Below are 26,187 nucleotides of genomic sequence, written 5' to 3' on the forward strand. Positions count from 1 at the left end.
TGGGAGGCGCTTCGGTAGGGCGGGGCGGGGTGGTGCTAGACGCGCAGGCGGGCGCGGGCCACGGAGCGGGGCGTGGCGGGCTTGTACGCGGACGCGATGGAGCGGGCGACGATCAGGACCAGCGCGAGCGCCACAGCCGGGTAGAAGACGCCCTTGACAGCGCCGAGGGTGTCGGAGCGCCACGCGAACGGGAGGGTGCCGATGGCCAGCGGGTAGAGCAGGCCCACGGTCCTCGAGGATGTCGGGTCGAACCGGCCGTACAGCCACGCGACAGCGATGCCGGCGACGAGGGAGAGCACGAGCACGCCGACGACGCCGAAGTTGAGCAGGCCCTCGGCGGGGATCGAGAAGCCGTACCCCTGGTTGGAGGCGGTGAGGCCGGTGACGTTGCGGAACACGAACGTGCCCGTGTCGTCGGGTGCGCCGAACAGGCGGACCGCGATGGGCGACGGGAGCTGCCGCAGCAGCCCGGCCACGATGGTGGAGCCGCCGGTCGTGGACTGCGGGTAGGTGACGGACAGGTCGGTCATGCCGGTGGTGAACGCGACGGAGCCGAGGTCCCGCAGCGGCACGGCCAGAGTCGGGAGCGCGGTGACGCCGCCGAGCTGGGCGGTGCGGTAGATCACGACGGCGTAGGCGAAGACGGCGGTGGCGCCCATGCCGGCGGCGACCTTCCACGTCCCGACGGCGCGGCGGGTGATGAACACGAGGCCGATGACGACGACGGAGAGGGCGGCGCCGCGGCGGCCGTTGAGGCCGAGGAGCCCGATCAGCGCCAGGAGCGGCAGGACGTCGGCGCCGATGGGGTGTCGCCCGGACTGGTAGCGGGCGGTGAAGATCATCGTGGCCGCAGCCGGGGCAGCCATGAACCCGATGGTGGTGACGACGTCGGCGCTGCTGTAGACGTCCTGCCCGAGGGAGCGGGTGATGACGGCACCGGCGAGGTAGTCGCGGGCGGCGAGCGCGAGCGCCACCAGCAGCAGCGCCCGGCCGGTCAGGAGCAGCAGCCCGGGGTCGAGGGGCTTCCCGCGCCGTCGCAGCGGCCGGAACGGGACCGCGGCGCCGAGGGTGAAGCCGAGGACCGCGAGCGCCATCAGCAGCGGTGTCCGCTCGCTCATGGCGTCCCTGGTGACGAAGCCGAGGTCGCCCTGCCCGGACCAGATCCACGCGACCGGGGCGAGCGTGGCGACGGCGATGTAGGCGGTGGGGAACAGTAGCGGGTGGAACAGGTCAACCCGCCCGGCACGCCGCGTCCGTTGCACACCCACCACGGCGGCCCCAACCGCGACCAGCGCGGCCACGGTAAGGGTGAGCAGCGGCGAGAAGGTGAGCCAGCCGAACCCGAACGCGGCGACCACCGCGGCGGCGGTCCAGCACGCCACGATCACCCCACCCGGTTTCAGCACCCGCCAAAGGTACCCGGGCCCGGGTCAGAACGCCGCGGTGGTCGCTCGGACGATGCCCGTGTTGGCCGCCCCCTCCTTGAAGTAGAGGCCCAGCGCGTTGCCGGCGTCGACGTCGGGGCCAAGGCTGACGTTCGTGCAGCTGGAGAGGGAGGCGCCGTAGTTCTGGGTCTTGGTCGTCTGGTCATCGCCGAGGGTGTTCCCGGAGAGGGCGATGTCTCGCGCGCCAGACATCCGGAACCCGGCTCGGGTGTAGTCGAACCGGTCGAGGTTGCGGTTCTGCCCGTTGCGCATGGCGGTGTTGCCGTTGACGGCGATCTTGCTCGAGCCGTTCCACACGGCGAAGCCCGCCGCGTCGTTCTCCGTAGCGACGTTGCCGGCAACGACGCCCCGGGCGCAGTCGCCGTCGACGGTGATGCCCATGTCCCCGCCGCCGCGCGAGACGCAGCCGATGATGCGGAAGTCGTCGGTGCTGAACATGGCGATCTGGTCGGCTGTGCCGGGGTTGGTTGCGGCGGTGTAGGAACGGCCGGGCCCCACGACGGTGAGGTCCTTGTAGGTGAGGCGCTGGATGTTCGTTGGGGCCGCGCCCTTGGTCGCCATGATCGGGTAGCGGGCGCTGCCGCCGCCGAGGAAGTTCGTGACGGTGATGTCGTCGAGGGTGACGTCGGTAGGAGCGTTGGTCGTGCCGACGACGTAGACGCCGCGGTCAACCCAGTTGCTGATGTTGGCGCGGTGGACGTCGACGAGGCGGGCGTCGTTCTCGATCTGCACGCCGACACGGCAGCCGATGATGTCGACGGTGTCGATGAGGCCGGAGGTGACCCGGGCGAACCGGAGGGCGACGCCGAGGGGGCTGTAAAGCTGGCAGTCGCGCCACTCGAGCCCGCTGATGGCGGCACCGGAGGTGAACATGTTGCCGGTGATCTTGCCGTTCGGGTCGGTCACCGCGAGCTCGCGGAACTTGATGCCGCCGACGTTGGCCACCATCCAGTTGCCGGTGATGGTCGTCGTGGGCCCCTTGACGATGGTCGCGCCGGCTCCTCGGAAGGTCAGGGCCTTGGTGATGGTGAGGCTGGCGTCCACGAGGTACGTGCCGGGCGGGAAGTAGATCGTGGAGCCGGCGGGAGCCGCGGTCATGGCCGCGACGATGGCGGCCCGGTCGTCGGTGACGCCGTCGCCCTTGGCGCCGAAGTCCTTCACGTTGAACACCAGGTCCGTGGCGCCGGGCAGACCGGGCAGTGCCGACCAGGCCGTCGACCCGTCGCCGAACTTGACCTTGCCGGTGGTGCGGTCGTAGCCGATCTCGCCCGCAACGAGCACCGGGTTCGCGGCGGCCCACTGGGCGCTCGTGCCCTGACGCTGCTGCAGTCTCTCCGCCACTACGGCTGCCCTCCATCGATCGTTCGGGTGAAGGTTCCGGTCGGATCGCCGGAGCCGAGGATGGCGCCCGTGGTCGACGCAGGAGCGTCAGGCAGCACCGCGCGCGAGAACTGCGGCTCGATGTACTCCAGCGCGCCGCCCCACTCCGTGAGCGCCCCCACCAGCCGCGGGTTCGTCGCGAAGTTGCGTCGGAAGACGACCTCGGGCGGCAGGTCGGCCTCGTCGATGAGCACCTCGTCGACCCAGACCTGCTGTCCCGCAGTGGCCGCCGACGCCGGACGGACCACGAGGAAGAGCTCCGTAGCCGGAGCCGTGAAGGTGGTGCTGATGCGCTGCCAGTCGCCGGTCACCGTGGACGCCGAGCCGTAGTACGGGAACACCTGGGACACGAAGGCCAGGCGCACCGGCGGCGATCCGGCCGGCACCCAGACCTTGGCGTAGGCCGTGTACCGGCGGCCGATGACCAGCACGGGCGGCCGGGTCCACGACGCCGAGGCCCCGTTCGCCGAGACGCTCGGCCACGTGACGAGCATTGAGCGGGCACCGGACGCCGCCCGCACGGTGCTGGGATCAACCGTGGCGCCCGAGGAGCCCGTCCAGTTGCCGACGGTGCCGCCCTCGAACGTCGCGGACTCCGCGTCGACCATGTTGCCGGGCATCGGGTGGCGATAGGCGACCCGCAGGGGCTTGCGGTAGAGCGTCCTCGCCGCCGGTCCACCCGGGGTCGCGACGACCTCGGAGAACGCTCCGTCGGTGTTGTCGAAGGCCAGCGAGCACATGCCCTCGCGCGCCGGCTCCCGCCAGTGCCCCGCGCCGCGCTGGATGCGCACGCCCGAGCCCTTGACGGCCGCCGACACGTCCTGCCACGCCGGGGCCGCGGAGGGTGAGGCGAGCGAGACCTCGACCCGCAGCGGTTTCGCGGCGTCCCACGGGAACCTCACCGCTGCACCTCGATCCGCACCGGCTGGCCGGTCACCGAGCTGTAGTCCTGCAGCACCTTCTCCACCTGCCGACCGACCGCGATGGGGTCCAGCGCGCCTTGGATGACCACCGTCGGCCCCGTGGCGACCGTCCGGCCGGACGCCGGCGCCGCGCTGGCCATGCGGCCCAGGTTGCGGACTTGCGCGTACCAGGACAGCTGCGGGTCGGCCGTGCCGGACTGCTTGCCCTCGAGGGCGTCACGGATGGCCTGCTCGCGCGCCGAGAGGCCCGCCGACGTGTTGAGCTGCGACTCCAGAGCCCGGGCCTTGGCCGCCGAGAGGACGGCCTGCGCGGCGATGCCCTCGGCCTCGACGCCGCCCATGTTCAGCAGCTCGAGCGCGAGGGTCTTGAAGCCCATCCGGGTGAGCTTGTCGATGTTGTCGAGGAACTTCTTCGACTTCGTGTTCGACGAGCTCGAGGCGCTCAGGGTCCGGTCGAGGATGCCGCGACGGTCAGCGGTGTACTCCAGCTCGAGCGCACGCTGCGCCTTGCGAGCCGACGTCACCTTCGACGTGGCCAGCGCGACCCGGTCCTCCTGCACGGCGATCTTGCCGAGCAGGACGCGGCGCTTCTCGAGGGCGGCGTTGTCGTCGCTGCGGCCCTTGGTCTTGGCCGCAGCGCGAACGGCCCGGTTCGCCGCGGCCAGCTGCCGGCGCATGGTCGCCAGCGAGGTGCTGGCCGACTTGAGCGTCGTCGCGCGCGAGGCCGTGGTCTGGCGGGAGCGCTCGACCTCGTCGGAGGTCGTGATGTCGCGCAGGATGTCGAGGATGTCGGACCAGTCGACCTCGCCGCCGTCGGCGAACTTGGCCGGGCCGACGGCCCCGCCGGCTGCGAACCGGAGCTGCCCGGCCTGGATGCCGGCGCGCATCCGGTAGATCGCGCCCTGGCCTCCCGCCTTCTGCACGTCGGAGGCGGTCAGGACGTGCTCGCCGTTGGAGAGGAGGGCCGGGATGCTGTCGGAGGTCGCGGTGCCGGGTCCAATGGCCGCGCCGCCGTCGGCGAACTGGCCGGCGTTGACCCGGGTGTTGCCGACGCGCACTGTGCCCACGGTGAGCGTGACGCTCTTGTCCCGGACGTTGCGCAGGTAGGCCTGCGCCTGCTGGAGCCCGGAGAGCCCGTAGGTCTTGACGTTGACGTTGACGTTCTTCGAGCTGGGCAGCTTGTCGAGCGAGCCCTTGAGCTCGTTGACACCCTTGCGCGAGAGGCCGAACTCGTCGGCCATCTCGGACGCGGCCTTCTTCGACAGCCCCATCTGCGTGGCAGCCTTGATGAAGGCCTCGCGCGAGGTGTCCATGGCCTTGCCGACCTTGGCCGTCGAGTCGCCGGCGGCGAGGTTGTCCTCGGCCGCCTTGCGCGCCGTGGCGGCGTACTCGTTGAGCGCGGTCTGCGCGTCGCGGCCGGACTTCTTCGACAGGTCGAAGGCGGTGCGCGACTTGTTGGTCTGGCCGTTGAGCTCCTCGGCGGTCTTCGCGAGGTCGGCGTTGGCCTGACCGAGGGCGATGTTGCTGTTCGAGGCCGCGAGAGCGGCGTCGCGGGTCTCGACCAGCGCCTTGGCGAGGTCGATCTGAGCCTGCGCGGCCTCCTCGGTGACCTCTGCGGTCTTCTGGTTCGCGTTGGTGAGCTGGTCCACCGCGCCGGCGGTGCCCTGGGCGGAGACCGTCGAGGTGTCGAGGGCGGCCGAGAACTGCGGCAGGAGCTCGCGGGTCTGGTCGAGCGAGTAGCCCTGGGCCTGCATCTCCTTCGCGATCTTCGCGAAGGTGGCGGCGGCTTGCTCGGGGTTGGACCGCTGGAGCCCGGCGAGGCCCTTGTCGAGGGTGGCGAAGAAGGCCTCGGCCTCGTCCCGGCGGGTCGGGCCGAAGATGCCGCCCACGGTGCCGATCTCTGCGAAGAACTCGCCGACGTTGTTGAGGAAGCCGTGGTTCATCGCCTGGTTGACCTGGTCGGCCAGGTTCGAGAGGCCGTAGCCCATCTGGTCCGTGACGTACTTCGCGTCGGACCCGCCGTCGATGTAGGCCTGCAGCGATCGGGTGGCGTCGTCGTTCGCGCCGGACAGCCCGACCCACATGTCCTGCATCGCGCTGCCTGCGATGGTGATGCCGCCCAGCACGGCGGCCGCGGTGCCGGCCGCCTTGAGCGACGTCGTCAGCTTTCCGCCGGAGATGCCGGCCGCCTCGATGCTCGCCTTCATCGCGGCGACGGAGGTGGCGGTCTTGATGGCGGCCGCCGAGAGCAGGAGCGCCGCCGCGGTCGCGGCCGCAATCTTAACGACGGCGTTCTGGGTCGAGGGGGAGAGGTCGTTGAAGCGGTCGACGAGGCCGGTGACCATCTGCACCAGGTCGCGCAGGGCCTCGGAGCTGCCAGAGCCGCCGTTGATGAACGCCGACTCGAGGGTGCCCGACAGCTGCTCGAGGTCGCCCTTGAGGTTGTCGGTCATCCGGGCAGCCATGCGCTGTGCGGCGCCCTGGTCGTCGACCGCGGCGATGTACTCGCGAATCCCGGCGGCGCCCTGCTCGTACAGCACGTTGGCGCCGCGCACGGCGTCGGAGCCGAAGAGGGTCTGGAGGGCGGCGTTGCGCTGTTCCGCCGACATCCCAGAGAGCGCGCTCTGCAGCATCCCGGCGTACTTCTCGAGGCCGACGAAGTTGCCCTGGGCGTCGTAGGCGCGCAGGCCCAGCTGGTCCATGAGGGCCGCTGCCTCGTCGGACTGCGGGTTGAGCCGCTGCAGCATCGTCTTGAGCGACGTGCCGGCGTCGGATCCCTTGAGCGCGTTGTCGGCGAAGGCAGAAAGGACGCCGACGGTGTCCTCGAACGTGAGACCGGTCTGCTTGGCAACGAGCCCACCCTGCTGCAGGGCGAGGCCGAGGTCGTCGACACCGGCCGCGCTCTTGTTCGCGCCAGCGGTCAGGACGTCGGCGATGTGCCCGACGTCGCTGCCCTCCTTGTTGAAGATGTTCATCGACTGGGCGGCGATCTCGGCGGACTTCGCGAGATCGAGCCCGCCAGCGGCGGCGAGGTCGAGGGAGCCGCGGAGGGCGCCGCCGAGGATGTCAGAGGTCTTGACGCCGGCCTTGGCCAGCTCGGCCTGCGCCTGAGCTGCCTCGGTCGCCGAGAAGACGGTGTCCTGTCCCGCCTGGATGGCGGCGCGCGAGAGCTTCTCCTGCTCGGCGGTCGTCGCGTTCGTGACGGCCGCGACCTTCGACATCTCGGCCTCGAAGTCGGCGTACTTCTTCACCGAGGTCGCGACGAGCGTGCCAAGGGCCAGACCTGCCACGGTGGCGGTCTTCGCAGTCTGGTCGCCGAGCTCGCGCATGGACGCCGAGCGCTTCGCGCTGCGGGCCGCGTCTTCCTTCTGGGCTGCGATCTGGACGCTCGCGAGGTGCCGCTCGGCGCGCTCCTGCTTGTCCAGCGCCTTGACGATCGAGGCGGCCGACTCCTCGGCGCTCTTGGTGCTCTGCGCGCGGGTCTGGGTGGAGGTCTTGGCCGCGGCGACGGTCGTCTGGGCGAGCTTCTGGTTCGCCTTTTCCATGCGGGAGTGGCTGGCGAGGTATCCCTCGATCTTCGCCTCGTACCGGGTGACGACCGTGCGCTCCAACGGGTCACCTCCATCGGGACGGGCTGAGGCGACGACGCAGTCGCCACCAGCTCACCGACGGCGAGGCCGATGGGCTGGTGGTTGACTGGTGCGATGACGGGGATGACGACGAAGCGATGGCTGCTCGTGGCGGCGGCCGGTCTGGCGGTCTGGGTGGTCGCGCTCTTGGCGCACGCCCAGGTGGTGGCGGGGGTCGGCCTGGCCGTAGGGGTTGTCGCCCTGCTGATGCTTGCCGTGGGGCGCCTCCGGGCCCGCTAGCCCGGCGGCGCGAGAGCCAGGCCCCGCGGGACCAGCTCGGTGACCCAGTACGCGCCGTCGGCGTAGTCGGAGTCCTGCCCGAGCTGGGTGGTGTAGCGCTTCTGCGACTTCGCGAGCTCGGTGCAGGCGAAGCACCGGTACGGCGCGCCGGTCTGGTATCGCGCGACGTGCTCGGGGTTGGCCGGGTCGTGCTCGGGGCTCCATGACTCGGAGCGCGGGTGGCCGCAGGCGCAGAGGCCGCTCTCGTACTCGTGCAGGGCCCGCAGGATGAGGCGGTCGGCGTCCGTCATGCGCGTGCCGGGATCGCGATCCCCCCACCACACCAGCGGGGGGAGCGCGTTCTGCTGGGCCGCCCTCAGCTCTTGGAGGAGGTCCCGGTCAGCGCTGAGGACGCCGACGAGAAAGGGACGTCCACCTCGCCCCCGCGGGCCGCGGCGTTGCAGGTGCGGATGATTGTCTGGTTGAAGTAGTTGCCGAGGTTGGTGTGCAGCTCGCGGAAGTCCTCCCACGACAGGCCGGCCGGCTCGACGCACTGCCGCTCCATGCAGCGGTAGTCGAGCTCGCCGATGCCGTCGGGGGCGTCGTCCTCGCGGCCCATCTCCTTCTTGATGTCCTCGAGCTCGCCGTTCTTCATGCCGCGGAACCGGAAACGCAGGGCGCTGTCCTTCATCTCGTCGCGCAGCCGCTCGATCTCCTCGGCGATGCGCATCGCCTCGGTCTTGACGAGCGGGCGGTCGTCGTCGAAGGGCGCGCTCTGCACGGCGACGAGCTGCTCCTTGAGCGCCTCGATCTGGCCCATGAGGTCGGGCCGGCCGTAGACGGTGACGGAGCGGGTGACGGGGGTGGCGCCGCGGATCCAGGCGCGCAGGTCGAAGCCGGTGACGTCGGCGGTCTCGGGCTTGTCGGGGGTGGAGGTGAAGGCGCTTCCGTTGTTGCTCATGACGTTCTCCTGTGGGCTGGTTCGGGCTGGTGGTGGGCTGGTGGGTGAGTCGAGAGGCGGGGCGGCACCAGCCCGGGGCCGCCCCGCCCGCATCGGGCGTCTGGGGTCAGACGAGGGCGACGTCGCGCTGGACGACGCCGTTGACGAACGGCTTCTGCCGCACGCGGCCCTTGGTGTTGCGCTCCGGCGGGAGCTTGCGGCCGGGGCCGACCTTGACGGGGAAGACGTCGACCTTCTGGCCGGCGGCCGGCGCGGTGTCGACGCTCATGCCGTAGCGGGCGACGAGGAAGACCGAGGCGCCCTGCGGGAGGCCCGCGTAGAGCTTGTTCGAGACGCTCGCGGCGTTCTGGACGTCGTAGATGTACTCGATGTCGTCGATGGACCAGGTCGTGGTCCCCATGTCCTCGAGGACCTGGGCGAGGCAGAGCCGGTCGTCGCTGATCGTGGCCGTGTTGGCGTCGGGGTTGAACCCGTTCGTCAGGTAGCACGAGGCGTCGATGGTCGTGCCGGCGTTGATCTCGCTCGACACGATCGGGGCGGCGGGGTTGGCGAGCGACGTCACGACCCACACCCGCAGGGAGGCGTCGGCGACGAAGCCCGGGGGCACCGTGGTGGGCATGGTCAGATCTCCTCGGAGTCGGTGCCGGGCTGGCTGTCAGCCTCGGCGTCGGTGGGGGTCGCCTCAGCACTCAGGTCGAGGACGGTCTTGGTGGGGTACGAGACCCCGAACTGGTCGGCGGCCGGCTTGTCCAGGACCGTCGAGCCGGCGTTGAGGGCGGCGACGCGGGTGGTCGTGTACTCGACCGGGCTGTCGCCGGCGGTGCGTGCCCGCACGAGCTCGTATGGGTCGTCGGCGCCGAGCTGCTCCTCGACGGAGGCGGGCTCGACCTCCTCGGCCTCGGCGGCGACGGTGCTGTCGAGGATGGTGGTGCGGGCCTTACCGGCCTCCTCGGCGGCGAGGATGCGTGCGCGCTCGTCGGGGTGCTGGGTCTCGAGGTGCTCGAGGACCTGGGGGACGGTGTGCGCTGACGGGTCGTAGACCTCGACCTGGTCGGTGACCTCGGGCTGGGTGTCGGTCATCAGTGCCCCACCACCGCGACGGTCACCGAGGTGGCGCTGGAGTAGGAGACGCTGGCGACGCCGGTCGAGGTGTCGACCGCGGCCTGCGGGATGGGGCCGATGACGACCTCGGCGCCGGCCGCGATGCTCGCGGACTGCTTGGCGGGGTTCGCCACGCCGTAGGCGGTGTTGCCCGGGAACGCGAGCGTGGCCGTCATGGCCGAGCCGCTGCCGTTCTTCACGCGCAGGGCGACGGCGCCGTGCGGGACGGGGAAGGTGTCCCCGCCGGCGCCGGCGGCGCCGTAGGTGATCGGCTTCCCGTCGAGGGACGCCTGCTGGACAGAGAGCAGTGCCATGGTGATGTCCCCTTCCGGGAGCGTGGTTGTGGTGGCGGCCGCGGCGTCAGGAGATGGCGACGCGGAAGATGAGCGGCAGGTAGTACCGCGAGGGCTTGGGGTCCCGGTCCTCGCGGGGCAGGCCCGGGTCGATGTCGTTGCGGATGACTCCGCCCGACGCGATGAGCACGCCGTCGAGCGCGGCCAAGACCTTGTCGGCCGCCCGGAGGCACCGGTCGATGTCGCCGCCGGCCGCGGTGACCTGGAAGGTGGAGACGCGGGTGCCGGAGACGCCGGCGAGCCGGTCGTCCTCGGGTGTGCGCCAGCCGGACCCGACGTAGAGCGCGGCGTAGAGGTGGGCGCGGCCGTCGGGGTCGAGGGCGACGTCGAGCGAACCGGCTCCGAAGCCGAGCGCCGGCTCGCTCTCGGCCGGGGCGCCGTTCCAGACCTGCAGGTTGGACTGGGCGGCGAGAAGGGTGAGGCAGGTCTGGCGCAGCTCGTTCGGGGTCACTGGCCCTCCCGGTCCGCGAGGGTCTCCATGCCCTTGAAGAAGAGGGCGGCGTTGCGGTCGGTGGCCGGGCCCATGAACGGCTGGGGCGCCATGCGGGAGGTGCCCAGCTCGACGTAGATCGCGTACTCGGCGGTGGGGCCGACCTCGCCGGTCAGCCCGCGGACCTCGCTGGTGATGCTGTCCCGCATGGTTCCGGTGTCGACGGCGGCGAGGATCTTGCCGTCGCGCTCGGTGCCCCGGGTGGCGGCCTCGACGAGGAAGGCGGCCTTCTTCGCGACACGGGGGCCGACCTTGCCCAGCTCCGCGATGTGCCGGTTGAGGTCGGAGAGGTCGACGTCCACGGCACCTCCCGGGTCAGGTCAGCTTGTGGGTGCAGGCGATGTCGCGGGTGAAGCGCTCGGTGCCGAGCTGGATGTCGTCGATGACGAGCTCGGCGCCCTCGAGCTGCGGGTCGTTGGTGCAGCCGTAGGGCACCAGCACCCAGCCCTTCTCGAGCGGCGGGGCGTCGAAGAGGAGCTGGACGAGGTAGCGGCGCCGGCCGACCTCCTCGTCGGCCTGGACCTCGGTGCGCACGTCGACGAGCGCCTGGATGCGGCAGGCGTCGGCGTAGACCGGCAGGCCGCGCTCGAGCGTCCTGGACTCGGTGGCGTCGTCCCAGCCGGTGGTCTCGGTGGTCGGGTCGTAGATGCGGCACCGGCCGTTCATGCCGCCGGCCGCCGCGCGGGCGTGGTGCCGCGACCAGTCGGCCGGGACGACGCGGGTGTTCGGCAGGGGACTCACAGTCCCCACACCTCGTGGTTCGTGTGCTCGGGGCGACGGCACCCGGGGAGGGTGTCGACGACGTCGAAGATGCCGTCGTCGGTACCGGCCGCGGCGAGCTCGCGGTGGCGCTGGGCCAGCGCGCGCAACTCGGCCGAGACGGCAGGACCGTCGGTCGTGAGGTCCTGGGTGCGGATCTTCTTCGCGACGAGCACCTCGGACACGGCGATGGCCTCGAGGGCGTCCGCGGCGGCGAGGCGGGCGTTGTCGCCGTTGTGCGCGAGGAGGGTGGCGTACTGGCCGTTGGTCAGCAGCGGGGCCGTGTCGTCGACGTCGGCGGCGTAGAGGCGGGCGAGGCCGATGGCGTTGGCGTTGTCGGGCACGAGTCCTCCTGGAGGGTTGGGGCGCAGGTCGCGCTGTTGCAGGGAGGGAAGGTGAGCGCGGCACCGGCTCGGCGTTTCCCGCCACGGGCTCCCCAAGCGGCCTTCGACCTCACGTGATCCGCTGCTGTGCCAGCTTTCGGTCGTTGACGCCCCACCCCCGCCGCCCCAGCCGGTCGGTCGACCGGGGCCGCGAGAGAAGGGCGTCAGCTCGAGGAGCTGGCGCGCTTGACGAGCTCGGCGTGGAGCTCCTCCTTCGTGGCGAAGGCCTTGGCCTCGTCCTCGGTGAACCCGGCGGTACCCGTGGCGTAGGCCTCGAGCTCGGGGCGGGTCGAGGACACGGCGGGGACTCCGCCGCCCGCGGGCGGCTCCTGCTTCGACGAGGAGCCGCTGGAGGAGCGGCCCTTCTTCTTCGCGCCGGCCGGGAGCAGGTCGCTGCCGACCCAGTGCTCCGGGACCGGGTGCTCGAAGCCGGGCATGACCTCACCGTCGGCGTCGACGACGTCGACGAACTTGACCTTGTCCGCCATCGTCACCACCCGGCCTTCGTGAGCGTGGTGCCCGTGCCGTCCGACGCCATGGTGAACGTCGGGTCGCCCTGCGCGCCGCCGACGATGTGGCGCACACGGAACCACACCGTGTCGTCGTCGAACGAGCCCTCCTGGGCGGCGATGGCGCCGCCGCCGACCCGGACGCCCGCGTCGGCCTTGACCCGGATGTCGGGGGTCTCGTAGCCGATGAGGAAGCCGGTGTAGAAGGCGTTCTTGCGGCCCTGCTGCGGCACCGGGACGAGGAACCACGCGGTCCCCGGCAGGTTCGGCAGGACGTTGACCTGGAACTTGCCCCGCAGGGGGTTGGGCTCCTCGGTCTGAGTGGAGCCGTTGGTGAGGCGCACGGTCTGCGCGTTCATGATCCGCTCGGCGGTGAACTGCAGGGCCGGCCCGACGATGAGCTGCATCGCCGGGGCGACGAGGAGCGACCCGTCCTTGTCGCGCTTCGTGGTCATGGCGGTGTAGGCCGCCTGGAGGTTGTCGGCCGTGAGCGCGCCGGTGTAGATGTTCGTGTTCGCCGGCGAGAAGAAGCCCGTGTTCGGGGCGCCCGTCAGCGGGTTCGCCATCTGCTCGAGCGACGTCCGGTTCTCCGTCGCGGTGGCCTGGGCGGACCAGCCGGCCGGGACCTGCTCGAGCTCGCCGATGTCGTCGTTGACGCGCGCCTCGAAGGTGTAGCCGTACTGCTCACCGAACTTGCCGACCGAGATGGTGCGCTCGGCGGCGTCGATGTTGGCCTTCGAGTAGTTGGCGTGCTCCGGGACGCGGGGGAGGGCGCCGGTGTTGCTCGTGAGCTCCATCAGCGTCTTCGGCTTGAAATCCTTGAGCGAGGTCTTCGCCGAGAACGTCGACCAGGTGGCGCCCTGGCGGCGCTCGTAGTCGGCGACGAGGATGCGGTCGAGGACCGCGCCGGCGGCCGACTTGAAGAGGTCGGACGTGGTGATGGCCTCGTTGACCTTGAGTCGAGCGAGGGGGTCGCCGTGCCACGCGGCCTCGAGCAGGCTCTTGGCCTGGAGGATGCGGGAGCGCATCGCCTCGGACGCACGCTCCCGGTCGCGGCGGGCGCGGGGGGTGTCGCCGTCGAGGCGCATGGACTCGTTGAGCCCGAAGGTCTCGGGCCGGAACAGGGCGGAACTCATGATGGCGGCCTCCTCAGACCTGGGCGGGGCGGACGACGGCCACGCCGGAGGTCGCGGTGCGCACCCCGGTCTCGCCGACCTTGGGGACGGTGTAGCCCCAGATCGCACCGGAGGCGGTGGTCTGGAGGATGGGGGCGGTGGCCCCGGAGCGCGGCACCAGGTAGACCGGCGTGAAGGGGCCGGCGATGGCACCGGCGACCTCGTAGGTGTACGACCGGGCGTCGGTGACGACGGTGGCGCACCCGGAGGGGTTGCCGCCGCCGTCGCGGTCCGTCGCGGCGACGCCGTTGACGACGCCGACGCGGACGGGGTCGCCCGACTTGGTCTGCGCGACGACCGGGAGCGAGAGCTCGGTGGCCGGGCGCTGGAACTCGTTCTTCATCGGTCAGCCCTCCTGGCTGGTGGAGAAGGCGGCGTCGAAGTCCTCGACGCTGGCGCCGGTGGACTCGTGGACCTGGCCGAAGCCGGTGACGCGGCCGTGGCCGAGGGCCTCGGCGAGCTCGGCGAGCTCGGTCTCGGCCTCGGTGACCTCGGACTCGGTGATGCGGACGAGCTCCTCGGCGTTGGCGGCGCCGTTCTCGTCGACGCGGACCTGCTTGAGGACCGACTCGACGACGCGGGCCTTGCGGCTCGGCGGGAGGGTGGCGGACTCGCCGACCTTCTTGGTCACCGCGGGGCGCGCGGCCTCGCGGGCCTTGAAGGTCGCGAGCTCGCCTCGGGCGGTGTCGCGCTCGGACTCGAGCGTCTGCGCCCGCTCGGCGTCCTGACGGAGTCGGCCGAGCTCGGCCTCCTCGATCTGGGTGGTTGCCATGGTCGTCTCCTTGGACTCGGTGGCGGTGGACTGCCCAGCGGGCGCTGGGGCGTTCTTGGGGGTGCGGTGCTGCGCCAGCGCGGCTTCGACCTGTCGCGCCACGGAAACCGGGTCGAGCGAGCCGGTGAGGCGGATGACCAGGCCGCTCTCGGCGGCGATGGTGACGGGCACGTACTCGGTGCGCGCGCGGACCTCGAGCGGGTCGCCGTCGACGAGGACGGCGCCGCCCTGGTCGTCGAGGGTGTAGCCCTGCTGGTAGACGGACTGCTCGTCGGGGGTCTCGAGGTCGAACCAGACGGTGGTCTCGTCGAAGTCGCGCACCCACACCCAGGTCTTCTCGGCGCCGTACGCGCCCTTGAGCGCGTCCATGAGGGCGTCGCGGGTGTCGTTGGCGGAGGCCTCGGCCACACCGTGCGCGATGGCCCGCTCGAGGACCTGCGCGGGGCGGGCGGACTCGAGGACGGCGAGGATGGACCCGCCGCGGCCCGCCCGGGTGACGAAGTCGACGGACTGGGCCTCGACGAGCTCGGTGACGAGGGTGCCCTTGCGGCCCTCGGCCTCGCCGGCGGTGACCTCGGCGGCCGCGCGGATGGAGACGCCGATGGCCTTGGCGAAGTGCTCGTCGGTGAGGGTGTCGATGAACGGGCCGAAGACCTGCGCCTCGCCGACGAGGGCGTTGCCGTCCCAGACGGCGTCGGTCGTCAGGACGGCGGCGAGGTCGCGCACGGAACGCTCGGGGCGGTCGTAGCGCTCGGTCTCGCCGGGGTGGTCGAGGAACATCTGGGTGCCGGCGGGGAAGACCTTGGCGGCGGCGGCGTTCTCGAGGACCTGCTGGCTGTAGTAGCCGGACGAGCCCCAGCCGGGGGTGATGAGCCCGACCTGGATGCGGCCGCTGCTGGTCTCGCGGACGGCGCCGAACGGGCCGGCCTCGCGGATCTCCTTGGGCATGGTGTGGCCCTCCTCGGGGTGGGACGATGAAGCCGATGGGTTCAGACGACCGGAATGAAGGACCGGGCCTTGGGGAGTGCGTCGAGCACGCCTGGGCGCTGGTCGGCGTGACGCTGGCCGGTGACGGGGCCTACGTCGAGGAGGAGTGCTCCCGGTGCGGGGCACCGCGTCTGGTGACGCCGGACGACCTCACCGGCCGGACTGGTTGACTACCCGCAGTAGGTCCCGCGTCGACGCCGGCGCGTAGGAGTCGCGCCAGCCGCCGGTCGAGCGCTTCTTGGCCAGGTCGCCGAAGTCGATCTGCTCGTCGTCGAGGAGCCGCAGGCGCTCCGGGCCCATGATCGCGAGCTGGTCCTCGCGCGGCAGCCGGTCGAAGACGTCGCGCGCGACGGGCAGGAGGTCCTCGGGCTCGTCGACGTCGATGCCGAGCTCGCTCCACGGCCGGATCCGCGGGATGCGCGCGCACCGGCCCTGCTGGTGGTCCAGCGGGCCGGGCTCCTCGAGCGGGTGGTCCGTCCCGTGCATGCCCCAGCACGAGGGGCAGGTGCGGCGGTCGAGGGTGGCGACCCACTGCCAGCCGCGCAGGGTCTTCGCGTTGGCCTGGTCCTGCCCGTAGGCCGCGGCGCGGTGCGCGTCGAGGAGCTCGGTGCGGGCGATGACGAGGGCGCGGTTCCGGCCGCCGTTGAAGCCGCCCTCGAGGCGCTGGAGGAGGTCGGTGGTGACGCGCTCGGGGTGCTGGCCGAGGGCGACGCCGCGCACGAGAGCGGAGCGCATCGCGGTCTCGGCCTGCGTCGAGAGCGGCTGCGTGAGTGAGGTGATGCGGCCGGTGGTGCGCTCGACGATGGCGTCCAGCGCCCGAGCGTCGATGCGGTCGAACTGCCCGGCGAGGGTGGCGGTCAGCACCTCGGTCTCGGGCAGCTGGGCGGCCATGAGCCGGGCCTCCCACTGCGCGGCGTCGCCGACGACCTTGGGCACGTCGCGCAGGATGCGGACCTGGAAGTCGCGGGCGAGCTGGTCGAGCGCGTCGGTCGTGAGCGCGAGGGCGGCCTGCGCGCGGCGGGCCTTGCGGATCTTCGCGCGTGACGGCCACGCGCCGTCCTGGCTGGCGGCGACGAGGTCGTCGATGGCGTCGAGCCAGGCGCCGCGCAGTTCGGACCAGGAGCGGGCCCACGCGAGGATGAGCTGCTGCTCGTGGAACCCGACGGTGCCGTCGAGGTCGATCCGCATGCCGCGGATCTCGTCGAGGGTGCGCCGGTCGATGGCCACCGCGGGTCAGTCCTGGGGGACGTCGCCGCGGGCGATGGCGTCCTGCTGGGAGCGGGCTGCGTCGGAGTCGGCCGGCGCCACGAAGTTGCCCTCGGCGTCGGTGATCTGCTCGAGCCAGTCGTCGATGTCGTCGACCTCGAGGGCGAGCATGGCGAGCTTCGCGACGAGCAGCGACGGCAGCTTGTCCATCCCGTCGGCCGCGGTGATGGCGTCCATGAGGACCTTGACGTCGACCTTGTCCAGCGTCGGGAAGTCGACGTCGAGCCGAATGGGCTGGTCGCCGCGCAGGGTGACGACCTCGCGGCCGGTGACGGCGTCGCGGATGACGGTGCCCTTGAGCGGGCCGCGGGGGGCGCGGACGGCCTCGCGGATCACGTGCAGCAGCACCGAGCGGATGAGGCTGGCGTGCAGGGTGCGGCGGGCGCCGATGATGGCGCGGACCGGGCCGTCGAGGGTCTCGGCGGTGGCGCGGGCGCCTGTGACACCCGGGTCGGCCAGCAGCATCGTCACGGGCCAGTTGGTCGCCGCCGCGACCATGGCGGCCAGTGGCCGGCCGGACTCGGAGTCGATGGTCGCGCCGGACTTGCCGATGGCCTCGAAGGCCTGTCCCTCGCCGGTGACGACGGTCTGCCCGACCTGGCCGTTGGCCGCGGCCGGGGCGGACGCGATGGCGGTGCGCACCGCGGCGGCGCCGGCGCGGTTCTTCGCGGTGGCGCGGAACGCGAACCGGGACAGCGCCTTGACCAAGGTGGCCCAGTCCTCGAGGAAGCCCTTGTAGCCGCGGGCCCAGGGGAGGGCGGCGTAGAGGTCGGGGGTGCCGCGGCCGCCGGAGCGGTTGATGGCGGTGTGGATGACAGGGGAGTCCCACTGGACGGTGTGCCCGTCGATGGTGCGCACGCGCACGGCCGGCCGGTAGTTCACGTCCGGGTAGAGCACGGTGACGGTGGAGGACTCGGTGACGGTCTCGACGCCGCGCGCGGCGAGGCGCTTCTGCGTGTAGGTCCGCTTGTAGAACCAGACGTCGACGGCGTCCTCGGGGTTGCTGATGATCTCATCGACCTCGAGGGCGGGGATCTCGCGGACCTGGACGCCGCCGCTCAGGGGCCGGGTGACCAGGGCGTGGAAGACCTCGCCGTCGGTCTGCAGCTTGCCCTCGAGGTCCTCACGCGCCTGGGCGCTGGTGAAGGCGGCCTGGTTGCCGGGGTCGTCGAGGAAGGCCTGGACGACGGCGTTGACGTCCTGCTCGGCGCCGTCCTCCTGCTTCGCGGCGATGGTGCAGCCGCCGCCCCAGACGTAGGCCTTGTGCAGCGCCACCGCGCGCCGGATGAGCGGGTCGGCGATGGCCATGACCCGAGCGAGGCGCTGGACACCCTTGACGGTCTCGCGGCCGATGGCGCCCTCGCCGGCGAGGTCCCCGACCTTGGCCCAGCCGTAGTCGTCGGCGGCGAGCATCCGCTGCGCGTCGAGCGCGGCCTCCTCGAGGGTCTCGACGAGGTGCTCGAGCTGGGCGAGCTCGCCGGCGGGGAGGGTGACGGTGTCGGCCACGGGTCGCCCTCCTCGCGGGTCAGTAGTTGGCGGCCCAGTCGAGGCTGAGGTCGTCGTCGGTGTCGGCGAGCAGATCGGCAGCGTCGTGCACGGTCCCGTCGAGCAGGGGCACGAGCAGGAGGCGGTGCACGGCCTGGCTCATGGCGTCGACGGTGTCGTCGTGCGCGGCGTTCGGGAAGTCCCGCGCCTCCTCGGTGAGCTCGGAGACCCACGCGGTGCCCTCGACGAGCGTCGGGTCCGGCAGGTGGACGTTCTTCGACTCGACCAGAGGCGTGATGGCCGCGGCCCGGGCGTACTTCGACCCCTCGGGCTCGACTGGGATGAGCCCACCGACCTTCGCGCGTAGCGCGTTGAGGATGGCCGGGCCGTTGGCCTTGTCCTCGACGAGCTTGGCGACGGCCTGGGGCCAGCGCGCGGTCAGGTCGAGGATGGCCTGACAGGACTCGGAGAACGTCATCCGCCGGCGGACCTGGTCGAGCAGGTAGGCGTGCACGCCGCGGCGCAGCCACACCTGGCCGACGACGTAGTCGCTGCCCTTGGTGTCCTTGAAGGTGAAGTCCCAGGACTGGACGAGCTCGACGTCGGGGTCGTGGCCAGCCTCGGGGACAAGGCGGGCGCCGTCGTCGCGCACGACCCAGAGGGGCTGGGTGTAGCGGGACCAGCCGTCGGACGGGAAGAGGTTGCCGCTGTCCGGGGTGGGGTGGCCCTGGTAGAGCGAGGCCCAGGTGCGGGAGCCGGCGGTGCGCTTGCGCTGCTCCCACTGGGCGGTGGTGCGGCCGCGAGCCGAGATCATGAACTCGCCGGGCTCGCGCTCGAGCGGGTCGGTGCCACCCTTGGCCGGGTCGTGGTCGGCCTGGGCGGGGATGTTGAGGATCTGCCAGCCCTCGTCGAGGGCGAGCAGGCGGCCGGCGAGGTCGTCGTGGTGCCAGCGGGTCAGGATCAGGACGACCGGTGCGCCAGGGGCGAGGCGGGCGGAGGCGGCGTCGGTCCACCAGTCCCAGACGTTGTCGCGGTAGGTCTTGGAGTCGGCCTGCGCGCGGTCCTTGATGGGGTCGTCGATGATGAGCAGGTCCGCGGCCCGGCCGGTGACGCCCGCGCCGACGCCGACGGAGAGGACGCCGCCCTCGTGGCCGTCGATGCTCCACTCGTGGACGGCACCGTTGTCAGGGGCGATGCGCAGCCCGAGCTCGGGGTGGCTGGTGATCCGGTTGCGGATGGCGCGGCCGTTGCGGTTGGCGAGGGACTGGCCGTAGGACGCGGTGACGATGCGCAGGTCGGGATCCTCGGTGAGGAGCCAGGTGGGGAAGTCGCCGGCGACGCGGACACTCTTGCCCTCCTGCGGGGCCATGGTGATGATCTGGCGACTGTCGGGGGTGTTGGCCACCCGCACGAGCGCCTCGTCGATGAGCTGGAGCGCCGGGGTCTGCACGGTCTTCGGGTTGAGCTCGCGAGCGAGCGCGCCCGGGGTGGCCCAGCGCCGGCGGGGTGGCTCGAAGCGGCGGGCGGCGGCTTCCCAGAGGTCGAGGTCGACGGTCACCGGACCTCCCCGCACGGTCGTTGCCCACCGACTGGCCTGTGGACGTATCGCCGGGTGGTGTGGGCGACACCTGAGACGCTTCACGTAGACCGCAGCCCGGCAGGGGAGGCGGCGAGACGGAAGGGGGGCAGGCCATGGCGGTCATGCTCATCACGTACGACCTGAACAACCCGGGCCAGAAGTACCCGGCGGTGCACGACGCCATCAAGTCGGCGGGGACGACCTGGTGTCACCCGCTGGAGTCCACCTGGCTGATCGTGACGTCTTCGTCGACCGGGCAGGTGGCGCAGAAGCTCAAGGCCGCCGGGGTGGACGACAACGACTCGCTCCTGGTCGTCGACGTGACGCGCGACGACCGGAACGGGTGGCTGCCGGACGAGGCGGCCAACTGGATCCGCGTGAACTGGCCGGGCTGAGCCGAGCTGAGGTTCCGGCCCCGCCGCTCTCCGCGCCTCATGCACTCCGGGAAGGCCGCTCGCAGCGGCACCGCATGTCGGAGGTGAAGGGTCGCTGGGTGGCGGCGAGGCCAGTCTGGGGGTGAACGCCGAACGCCCCCGGTCCGACCACTGGGCCGGCGGGGGCGTTCGGTACGACTGGGCAGAGTTCTACCCCTGTCGTGTCACGGCTGAAGAATGACACGGGTGTGATTCGTTCGTCAAGCACCCCGTCACGAGGCGCGGTCCCGCTGTTTCTCGCGGGCGATGAGCGCGGCGAACACCTGGGTGCGGTCGTAGCGGGCGTGACCCTGCGGTGAGTAGTCGACGCGCTGCACGAAGCCGCGGCGCTGCCACTGCCGGACGCTGGCCGGCTGGTAGCGCAGGCCGAGGTGGGTGCGGACCTCGACGACGAGCTCCTCGGCCGTGAGCAGCCTGGGCGGGCCGGCGATTCTGGCCCGCCACTCCTCGAGCGTGCCCTCGAGGCCGCACCGGCAGCGGATCGGCTTGTCCCGGTCGGCCGCCCACTCGGCGCTGTCCGGGACGATCCACGTCCACTCGGCGAGGGTGGTGGGGTCGGTGGTCGGCACGGGGACGCGCACGGGCCGCTGGCGCCAGGTGGGCGCCTTGACCCGGACGCGCCGGCCGCAGTCCGGGCACTCGCCGATGGTGAGCCGGTCGCCCTTGGGTGGCCAGGCGACGCGCTCGACGGCGCGGGCGATGGCGGTGACCTCCTCGGTGAAGGTGCGCCCGAAGTCGTGGCCGGGCTCGACCCAGGCGACGATGCGGTCGGCCTCGCGGTGCAGGAGGCGGGCCATGGCCGGGACGTCGGTGCAGTCGATGCTCTCGGTGGTCTCGAGGCGGTGCCGGCCGTCCTCGCCCTCGACGAGGGTTTGGAGGATGGTGGGCCACTCGTCGAGGGCGGCGTGGACCCAGAACGCGAGGACGCGGGGGGTGTCGAGGCGGGCGTCGGGTGGGAGCTCGTGCTCCTCCTCGGTGGCTGGTCGGATGCCGGTCTGGGTGACGCCGGCCCCGGTGGTGCGGATGGGGTCCAGGACGTGGCGCCACCCGCGGGCGATGGTGTCGAGGGCCTTGCGGACCTCGTCGACGGGGGTGCTGGGGAGGTCGTCGGTGGTGGGCTCGGTGAACTCACGGCGGCGGCTCATCGGTCGCGGGTCTCCTCGGTGGGGGTGGCGTGGGCGCGCAGCATGTCGGCGAGGTCGCGGTCGCTGAGCTTGCGCAGGTCGTCGACGGAGTAGATGCGCTCGGGCTCACCGCCGTTGATGGAGAAGAGGGGGTGGCTCTGGGCGTCGTGGCCGGCCGGGCGCACGGCGACGGTGACCGGAGACCCGTCGATGAAGCCGCCGGACGAGGTGGGCCGCTCCCGTGTCTCCTCGATCTGGGCTCGGACGTCGGCGACGGCTGCCTCGAGGGCGATGAGGGCACCGGTGTGGTCGTGCAGGTCGAACTCGACGACCAGGTCGACGCTCGGTGTGGTCTCCCCGATGCCGCAGAGCTTGTCGAGGGTGAGGGCCTCGCGGTGGTGGTGGGCGGTGACTCGGGGGCGGCGGTTGGCCATCAGCCGATCTCCTTGGTGGCGGTGAGCAGGCGCAGCTGGGCGGGCACCACGGTCGGCACCAGCTCGAGCTGCTCGGGGGTGAGGTGCAGGGCGTCGAGGACGCCCTTGATGACGTCGGCGACGAGGGCGCCCTGGCGTTCGGCGAGCTGGACGCGGCGCTCGTCGACGCCGGCGCGCAGTGCGGCGGCGGCGTAGGAGGCGAGCCGGTCGGAGGCCTTCTCGAGCATCGTGTAGGCGATGTGCTGGCCGGCCTGCTCGGTGGTGATGTCGGTGACCTGGTCGCGGTCGGTGCCCTGCTCGGTCTTGGTCACGCCCCACGTGAGCGCCTCGTGGCCGCCCTCGGCGAGGACGGTGACGACGTCGCGCCAGTAGGCGACCTCGCCGGCGGTCCACTGGACGAGGTCGATGAGGGCGGTGGCGGGGTGGACGTCGAGCTTGACGCCGAGGCGGGCGACCTCGCGGGCGGCGGCCTGCTCGGTGCGTGCGGTGGCGGCCTTGGCGGAGGCCTTGGCGGTGGCACCGCCGTGGCGGTAGCAGACGGTGAGGCCGGTGACGGCGGGTGCCTTGCAGGCGCGGCGGCCGGTGATGCGGCCGTCGTCGTCCTTGAGGTTGGTGTGGGCGTGGCAGCCCTTGGGGTGGGTGTCGCCGCAGTCGGGGCAGTCCCACGGGGTGGCGCTCACGGCTGGTCCTGGGTGTCGTCGACGATGGTGACGGGGCGGCTCTCGCCGGTCGGCGTGATGTCGATCTCGCCGTCCTCGCCGATGAGCGCGACGGCGGGGATGTAGGACGCTCGGCCGTCGGGGAGGCGGATGTAGATGCCTCCGACGGCCACGCCGGGGGTGGTGCGCCAGTCGGTGACGTCGGGGTGGTTCTCCATGAGGTGGTCGGCGAGGGCACGGACCACGGCCGGTTCGGTCAGGAACAGGTCGACGATGAGCGTTGCGCGGTGCTCCTCGAGGCCGTCGGTGTTCGCCGACTCGTGACCGCATTGACAGGTCAGGGTGTCGCGTTCGACCGAGATGGCAGCGGGCCGGTGGTACAGCCCGATGGCGCGCACCCGCGCGATGGTGTCGATGCGGTCGGGTGGCGGCGCGGGGGTCGGTGTCGCGTCGTCCGGGGTGGCGGGCGGGAGGGCGGTCATTGGGTGGCCTCCTCGGTCGGGAACGGGTTGGCGACGTGCCAGCGGCAGACCTGACGTTCGAGGTAGTCGGAACTCAGGAGCGGCTCGTCGTTGGCGACGAGCGCGACCGATGTCTGGTCGCAGCCCGGGATGTCGCATTGGTCGGCTGGGCTAGCCGTGAAGGGCGGGTATCGGTCGGTGCGGTTGCTCACGGCTCACGCGCCCCCGTCCTGCTGCCGGGCGGCGCGACCGATGCAGCGGTACGTCCCCTCGGCGAGGTGCTTGCCGTGGGGCTCGGCGTCCTTGCATTCGCCCGTCGGGAAAGCGCGCCCCTCCGCCTCGTCGGTGGGTTGCGGCTGGTTCTGGGGCGGGGCCGGGACCGCACCGTCGAGGGCTCGGTCGAGGTCCGCGATGTAGCCGAGGTGGTGGACCGGCTCGTGTCCGGCGCGCCACTCGTCTCGCAGCGCCGTCACGGCGTCGACCTGCCGTTGGAGCGTGTCGGCCTTGCGTGCCTGCTCGACGAGGGCGAGGACCGTGGCCGGGTCAGCACCCGCGATGTGCGCGGCGTCGGCCTCGTGCTGGTCGTGCTCGTAGCCACCAGGGAGCGGATAGGTGACAGCGAGGTCAATGCGCCCGGCGCGCACGGCGACGTACGACCAGCCTTCGTCGGTGTAGTCGCGCCCGTGCTCGCTGACCGCCTCCCACGGTCCGGGTGTCGCTGCACGTGCCCGCTCCTCCAGCGCGTCCCAGTGGGCGTGGCGTGCCTGCCGGGCCTGGGTGTCGTCGTGAGCGTCCGAGGCGGTCATCGCACGCCTCCGAGCACCTGTCCGACGCGGTGGCCGACGAGGGCGGAACGGCCGTCTGCCTCGTGCGCCCCCTCGTCCACGACGTGACCCTGTTCGCAGGTCAGCTTCCAGTAGCCGTAGCGGGGGTGCTGGGCATCGGGCAGGTGTGCGCCGGGGCGGTCGTCGATCGGGTCCCAAGCGCTGACCTCGATGCCAAGGTCAGCGTCGCAGTGGGGCAGCGGGCAGGTGGCGTAGATCGGCCGCTTGGTCTGCTGGGTGTCGCTCATCGGTTGGTCTCCTTGGTGGTGGAAGGGGCGTCGAGGACGGGAGGGTCGAGGAGTTCCAGCACCTCGTGCGGGTAGACGACGCGCTTGATGTACAGCGCGGTCGCGCGCTCCTGGGCCAAGTGCCGTAACGCGTCCAGCCGCAGCCGCAGCTCAGCCGGTGTCAGGCACTCCACCCCGTCCGGGCGGCGCAGGCACGCATCCGTGCCGCGGACGTGGACGTGGGCGGCGGTGGTGCCCAGGTGGCCGGGGATGCGCGGGGCCGAGTCGACGTACACGACCTCGTGCGCGCCCGACGAGCCCGGAACGTCACGGGCGTCGCCGAGCTGCTGGATGACGACGTCGACGAGGTCCCGGGGTGGAGTGGCGGCCGGCTGGATCTCGTTCACGGGGTGCTCCTTCGTGGTGGTGGTTGACGGGGTCGGGGACTGAACTGAGGACCGAACTGATGGGTCCGGCGGGGTGGCCGCAGTTGGGTCCGGTCCTCGTAGAGGTAGGGACCGGACGGACCCAACTGCTGTGGGGGCACCGTGGGACAGGTCTGGACCTAACTGGGGACCTATCTGGGGACCGAACTGGAGAGCGCTCACGGGGTGCCGTCCTGGTCGCCGTCGGGACGGTCGGAGGCCATGGGGTCGGAGGCCTCGCGGTAAGGCTTGAGCTCGCCGAGGGTGGCCTTGTTGTGCTGGCCGCGGACGTCCTCGATGTAGCCCTCGGCGATGAGGGTGGCGAGGGCCTTGCGCTTGTACTCGGCGCGGCCGGTGACGAGGTCGAGGACCTCGGACTTGGACAGGCCGGGGGTGGCCTCGACGAGCCGGCTGATCTTCTCCATGAAGCGGGTGGGCCGGAACTCGGCGGCGGGGCTGGTGCTGTCGCTCCAGGTGTCCTCGACGTGGGTGAGGCGGGGGATGGTGGACCGGACGAGGGTGATGGTGCGGCTGGTGGCGTCGTCGCGGAACCGGACGTGGGTGGGCGCGAGGGTGAGCTTGTCGTGGCTGCGGGGGGTGAGCTGGTAGGCGATGTCGATGTTGTCGGTCTTCGCGGAGCCGCCGCGGGCGCCCTTCTCGAGGTCCTTGCCGGTGTGGTCGAGGAGGAGGACTGCGAGGCCTTCGCGCTTGAGGGGGGCAAGGGTGTGGCGGTAAAGCGCCTGGTGGGTGTCGTTGCTGTTCTCCTCGCCGGCGACGACCTTGGAGACGGTGTCGATGATGACGACGCGTGCGCCGGTGCGTCGGACCTCGGCGAGCAGCTGGGCGCCGCCGGCAACGGTGTCGAGGGGGGCCCACGCCTGGAGGTTGGAGACGTGCAGGTGTTCGGTGAGCTCGGCGGCGTCCTGGACGGTGTAGCCCATGGCCTGGGTGCGGTCGCGCCAGTCCTCGGGGGTCTGCTCTTGGTCGACGTAGAGGACGTGGACGGGGTGGTGGGGGGTGCGCTGGGTGAGGGCGAGACCGCCGGTGGCGAGGGCGCATGCGGCTTCCATGGCCACGAGGGACTTGCCGGCCTTGCCGGGTGCGTAGAGGAGGGTGATGCGGCCCTCGGCGAGGATGGGGGCGATGAGCCAGGGGATCGGCTGGGGTGGGGTGGTGTAGAGGGTGGTGAAGTCGAGGAACCGGTCGCCGACCTCCTCGTCGACGCCGGGGACGGGCTGGAGGATGAGGTCGCGCTCGAGGGTGTCGAGGGCGGTGTGGTGGAGCTCGGCTGGTGGGGTGTCGCTGGGGGTGTAGCCGAGCGCCATGATGCGGGTGCCGGCTTCGACGAGGCGGCGGCGGGCGGCGGTGCGGCGGACCTCGTCGGCGAAGTGGAGGGCGGCGTCGGTGGGGACGGCGATGCCGAGCTGGTAGAGCTCCTCGAGGTAGACGGTCCCGCCGCACCGGGCGAGGGTGCCGGCGTCGCGCAGGTCGTTGGCCAGGAGGTAGCGCTCGATGGGCTTGAGGCTGTGGACCCGCTTGCGCAGGGCTTCGTAGATGGTCTCGTGGCGGGGGTAGTAGAAGTGGTGGCCGTCGATGACGCCGGTGATCTCGACGGCCCCGCGTGGGTCGAAGAGCATGGAGCCGAGGACGGCCTGCTCGGCGCGGTGGTCGTTGGGTGGGGTGCGCTCGTCGGGGCGTGGCTCGTCCGGTGGTGGCTCGGCGAGGTCGGCCACGGTGAGGTGGCGGTCGGTCATGCGTCACCGCTGGCGGGGGTGTCGTTGTACTGGGTGCAGGCCGGCCACCAGAGCCGGAGGTCGGTGCCACCGCCGTGGGTGTCGGGGGCGAGGTCGCACTTGGGGTAGCCGCGCCGGCGGGTGCGGTGGGTGCAGGTGCCGCAGGTGAAGGGGCGGCTGCGGTCGCCGGGGGCTGCGTCGGCGGGTGCCTGGGCGTGGATGGGCGCTCCGGCGAGGGGGTGGCGGCCGAGGGCGATGTCGTTGCGCTGACGGAGGGTCCGGCGGCGGTCGGCGCTGAGGGGCTCGTCGTTGTCGGGCTCGACGAGCCAGGGCGTGGCATCGAAGAGCTCGGGGCCGGCTGGACGAGGGTCGGTCACGGAGTGCCTCTCTGGGCTGGTTCGGGTGGTGTGCTGGTGGGGCTCGCGGCGGCCGGTCGCTCGGCTCAGTGGG

32 protein-coding genes are annotated in these 26,187 nt (G+C 71.9%); 2 read left to right on the forward strand and 30 right to left on the reverse strand.

The window, feature by feature from the left end; all coding sequences use genetic code 11:
- Positions 1-35 precede the first annotated feature (35 nt).
- The 4 genes from wzy to ACQZ2A_RS02125 are packed head-to-tail and all read right to left on the reverse strand — an operon-like array spanning position 36 to position 7,359.
- Positions 36-1,382 (reverse strand): O-antigen polysaccharide polymerase Wzy, encoded by a 1,347-nt coding sequence (gene wzy, locus ACQZ2A_RS02110; protein WP_430206843.1) that lies wholly within the window; start codon positions 1,380-1,382, stop codon positions 36-38.
- Positions 1,383-1,430: 48 nt separating this feature from the next.
- Positions 1,431-2,786, reverse strand: a complete 1,356-nt coding sequence (locus tag ACQZ2A_RS02115; protein WP_430206844.1) for a glycosyl hydrolase family 28-related protein — start codon at positions 2,784-2,786, stop codon at positions 1,431-1,433.
- Positions 2,786-3,727 carry a carbohydrate binding domain-containing protein gene (locus ACQZ2A_RS02120; protein ID WP_430206845.1) on the reverse strand — a complete coding sequence of 314 codons (942 nt, stop codon included), beginning with the start codon at positions 3,725-3,727 and terminating at the stop codon, positions 2,786-2,788. The genes ACQZ2A_RS02115 and ACQZ2A_RS02120 overlap by 1 nt, the downstream gene beginning before the upstream one ends.
- Positions 3,724-7,359 carry a phage tail tape measure protein gene (locus tag ACQZ2A_RS02125; RefSeq protein WP_430206846.1) on the reverse strand — a complete coding sequence of 1,212 codons (3,636 nt, stop codon included), beginning with the start codon at positions 7,357-7,359 and terminating at the stop codon, positions 3,724-3,726. The genes ACQZ2A_RS02120 and ACQZ2A_RS02125 overlap by 4 nt, the downstream gene beginning before the upstream one ends.
- A 102-nt stretch (positions 7,360-7,461) precedes the next feature.
- On the opposite strand from ACQZ2A_RS02125, the gene ACQZ2A_RS02130 reads away from it, so the two are divergent.
- Complete coding sequence (locus tag ACQZ2A_RS02130) at positions 7,462-7,617, forward strand: hypothetical protein (RefSeq protein ID WP_430206847.1); 156 nt, start codon at positions 7,462-7,464, stop codon at positions 7,615-7,617.
- Here the strand turns inward: ACQZ2A_RS02130 and ACQZ2A_RS02135 are convergent.
- The 16 genes from ACQZ2A_RS02135 to terL all read right to left on the reverse strand — a co-directional run bounded on the left by ACQZ2A_RS02135 (position 7,614) and on the right by terL (position 19,395).
- A complete protein-coding gene (locus tag ACQZ2A_RS02135) occupies positions 7,614-7,907 on the reverse strand; it encodes a hypothetical protein (RefSeq protein WP_430206848.1) in 294 nt (97 codons plus the stop codon). The genes ACQZ2A_RS02130 and ACQZ2A_RS02135 overlap by 4 nt on opposite strands.
- A 65-nt stretch (positions 7,908-7,972) precedes the next feature.
- Positions 7,973-8,557 carry a hypothetical protein gene (locus ACQZ2A_RS02140; RefSeq protein WP_430206849.1) on the reverse strand — a complete coding sequence of 195 codons (585 nt, stop codon included), beginning with the start codon at positions 8,555-8,557 and terminating at the stop codon, positions 7,973-7,975.
- A gap of 106 nt (positions 8,558-8,663) precedes the next feature.
- The gene (locus ACQZ2A_RS02145) at positions 8,664-9,176 is read right to left on the reverse strand and encodes a hypothetical protein (protein WP_430206850.1); all 513 of its coding nucleotides are present in this window, start codon (positions 9,174-9,176) and stop codon (positions 8,664-8,666) included.
- A 2-nt stretch (positions 9,177-9,178) separates the two neighbouring features.
- Positions 9,179-9,637: a hypothetical protein gene (locus tag ACQZ2A_RS02150; protein WP_430206851.1), complete on the reverse strand. Its 459-nt coding sequence runs from the start codon at positions 9,635-9,637 to the stop codon at positions 9,179-9,181.
- Positions 9,637-9,972 carry a hypothetical protein gene (locus tag ACQZ2A_RS02155; protein WP_430206852.1) on the reverse strand — a complete coding sequence of 112 codons (336 nt, stop codon included), beginning with the start codon at positions 9,970-9,972 and terminating at the stop codon, positions 9,637-9,639. The genes ACQZ2A_RS02150 and ACQZ2A_RS02155 overlap by 1 nt, the downstream gene beginning before the upstream one ends.
- Before the next feature lie 46 nt (positions 9,973-10,018).
- Complete coding sequence (locus ACQZ2A_RS02160; RefSeq protein ID WP_430206853.1) at positions 10,019-10,462, reverse strand: hypothetical protein; 444 nt, start codon at positions 10,460-10,462, stop codon at positions 10,019-10,021.
- On the reverse strand, positions 10,459-10,803 hold the full coding sequence (locus tag ACQZ2A_RS02165; RefSeq protein WP_430206854.1) for an HK97-gp10 family putative phage morphogenesis protein: 345 nt from the start codon (positions 10,801-10,803) through the stop codon (positions 10,459-10,461). Before ACQZ2A_RS02165 ends, ACQZ2A_RS02160 begins: the two co-directional genes overlap by 4 nt.
- Positions 10,804-10,816: 13 nt before the next feature.
- Entirely contained in the window at positions 10,817-11,242 is a 426-nt protein-coding gene (locus tag ACQZ2A_RS02170; protein WP_430206855.1) for a DUF6093 family protein, read from the reverse strand.
- Complete coding sequence (locus ACQZ2A_RS02175; protein WP_430206856.1) at positions 11,239-11,604, reverse strand: hypothetical protein; 366 nt, start codon at positions 11,602-11,604, stop codon at positions 11,239-11,241. The genes ACQZ2A_RS02170 and ACQZ2A_RS02175 overlap by 4 nt, the downstream gene beginning before the upstream one ends.
- Positions 11,605-11,807: 203 nt before the next feature.
- A complete protein-coding gene (locus ACQZ2A_RS02180) occupies positions 11,808-12,140 on the reverse strand; it encodes a hypothetical protein (RefSeq protein ID WP_430206857.1) in 333 nt (110 codons plus the stop codon).
- Positions 12,134-13,288: a Mu-like prophage major head subunit gpT family protein gene (locus tag ACQZ2A_RS02185; protein ID WP_430206858.1), complete on the reverse strand. Its 1,155-nt coding sequence runs from the start codon at positions 13,286-13,288 to the stop codon at positions 12,134-12,136. The genes ACQZ2A_RS02180 and ACQZ2A_RS02185 overlap by 7 nt, the downstream gene beginning before the upstream one ends.
- A 13-nt stretch (positions 13,289-13,301) precedes the next feature.
- On the reverse strand, positions 13,302-13,670 hold the full coding sequence (locus tag ACQZ2A_RS02190; protein ID WP_430206859.1) for a hypothetical protein: 369 nt from the start codon (positions 13,668-13,670) through the stop codon (positions 13,302-13,304).
- Between the two features lie 3 nt (positions 13,671-13,673).
- Complete coding sequence (locus ACQZ2A_RS02195; RefSeq protein WP_430206860.1) at positions 13,674-15,047, reverse strand: hypothetical protein; 1,374 nt, start codon at positions 15,045-15,047, stop codon at positions 13,674-13,676.
- Between the two features lie 189 nt (positions 15,048-15,236).
- Complete coding sequence (locus ACQZ2A_RS02200; protein ID WP_430206861.1) at positions 15,237-16,313, reverse strand: phage minor head protein; 1,077 nt, start codon at positions 16,311-16,313, stop codon at positions 15,237-15,239.
- Between the two features lie 6 nt (positions 16,314-16,319).
- The gene (locus ACQZ2A_RS02205; protein ID WP_430206862.1) at positions 16,320-17,858 is read right to left on the reverse strand and encodes a hypothetical protein; all 1,539 of its coding nucleotides are present in this window, start codon (positions 17,856-17,858) and stop codon (positions 16,320-16,322) included.
- A 19-nt stretch (positions 17,859-17,877) separates the two neighbouring features.
- Positions 17,878-19,395 carry a phage terminase large subunit gene (terL, locus tag ACQZ2A_RS02210; protein WP_430206863.1) on the reverse strand — a complete coding sequence of 506 codons (1,518 nt, stop codon included), beginning with the start codon at positions 19,393-19,395 and terminating at the stop codon, positions 17,878-17,880.
- Between the two features lie 134 nt (positions 19,396-19,529).
- Between terL and ACQZ2A_RS02215 the strand changes: the two genes are divergently transcribed.
- The gene (locus tag ACQZ2A_RS02215) at positions 19,530-19,811 is read left to right on the forward strand and encodes a hypothetical protein (RefSeq protein WP_430206864.1); all 282 of its coding nucleotides are present in this window, start codon (positions 19,530-19,532) and stop codon (positions 19,809-19,811) included.
- A gap of 251 nt (positions 19,812-20,062) precedes the next feature.
- Here ACQZ2A_RS02215 and ACQZ2A_RS02220 read toward each other — a convergent pair whose 3' ends face one another.
- The 10 genes from ACQZ2A_RS02220 to ACQZ2A_RS02265 form a co-directional block, all read right to left on the reverse strand.
- The gene (locus ACQZ2A_RS02220; RefSeq protein WP_430206865.1) at positions 20,063-20,995 is read right to left on the reverse strand and encodes a hypothetical protein; all 933 of its coding nucleotides are present in this window, start codon (positions 20,993-20,995) and stop codon (positions 20,063-20,065) included.
- Positions 20,992-21,408, reverse strand: a complete 417-nt coding sequence (locus tag ACQZ2A_RS02225; RefSeq protein WP_430206866.1) for a hypothetical protein — start codon at positions 21,406-21,408, stop codon at positions 20,992-20,994. Before ACQZ2A_RS02225 ends, ACQZ2A_RS02220 begins: the two co-directional genes overlap by 4 nt.
- A complete protein-coding gene (locus ACQZ2A_RS02230; RefSeq protein WP_430206867.1) occupies positions 21,408-22,088 on the reverse strand; it encodes a hypothetical protein in 681 nt (226 codons plus the stop codon). Before ACQZ2A_RS02230 ends, ACQZ2A_RS02225 begins: the two co-directional genes overlap by 1 nt.
- Positions 22,085-22,549, reverse strand: a complete 465-nt coding sequence (locus tag ACQZ2A_RS02235; protein WP_430206868.1) for a hypothetical protein — start codon at positions 22,547-22,549, stop codon at positions 22,085-22,087. The genes ACQZ2A_RS02230 and ACQZ2A_RS02235 overlap by 4 nt, the downstream gene beginning before the upstream one ends.
- The gene (locus tag ACQZ2A_RS02240; protein WP_430206869.1) at positions 22,546-22,740 is read right to left on the reverse strand and encodes a hypothetical protein; all 195 of its coding nucleotides are present in this window, start codon (positions 22,738-22,740) and stop codon (positions 22,546-22,548) included. The genes ACQZ2A_RS02235 and ACQZ2A_RS02240 overlap by 4 nt, the downstream gene beginning before the upstream one ends.
- Positions 22,741-22,743: 3 nt before the next feature.
- Positions 22,744-23,334 (reverse strand): hypothetical protein, encoded by a 591-nt coding sequence (locus tag ACQZ2A_RS02245; RefSeq protein ID WP_430206870.1) that lies wholly within the window; start codon positions 23,332-23,334, stop codon positions 22,744-22,746.
- Complete coding sequence (locus ACQZ2A_RS02250; protein ID WP_430206871.1) at positions 23,331-23,600, reverse strand: hypothetical protein; 270 nt, start codon at positions 23,598-23,600, stop codon at positions 23,331-23,333. The genes ACQZ2A_RS02245 and ACQZ2A_RS02250 overlap by 4 nt, the downstream gene beginning before the upstream one ends.
- Positions 23,597-23,986, reverse strand: a complete 390-nt coding sequence (locus ACQZ2A_RS02255) for a hypothetical protein (protein ID WP_430206872.1) — start codon at positions 23,984-23,986, stop codon at positions 23,597-23,599. The genes ACQZ2A_RS02250 and ACQZ2A_RS02255 overlap by 4 nt, the downstream gene beginning before the upstream one ends.
- A gap of 197 nt (positions 23,987-24,183) precedes the next feature.
- Complete coding sequence (locus tag ACQZ2A_RS02260; RefSeq protein WP_430206873.1) at positions 24,184-25,758, reverse strand: AAA family ATPase; 1,575 nt, start codon at positions 25,756-25,758, stop codon at positions 24,184-24,186.
- The gene (locus ACQZ2A_RS02265) at positions 25,755-26,114 is read right to left on the reverse strand and encodes a hypothetical protein (protein WP_430206874.1); all 360 of its coding nucleotides are present in this window, start codon (positions 26,112-26,114) and stop codon (positions 25,755-25,757) included. The genes ACQZ2A_RS02260 and ACQZ2A_RS02265 overlap by 4 nt, the downstream gene beginning before the upstream one ends.
- Between the last annotated feature and the right edge of the window lie 73 nt (positions 26,115-26,187).

The sequence above is a fragment of the Phycicoccus avicenniae genome (assembly GCF_050496545.1).
Classification (GTDB): Bacteria; Actinomycetota; Actinomycetes; order Actinomycetales; family Dermatophilaceae; genus Phycicoccus; species Phycicoccus avicenniae_A.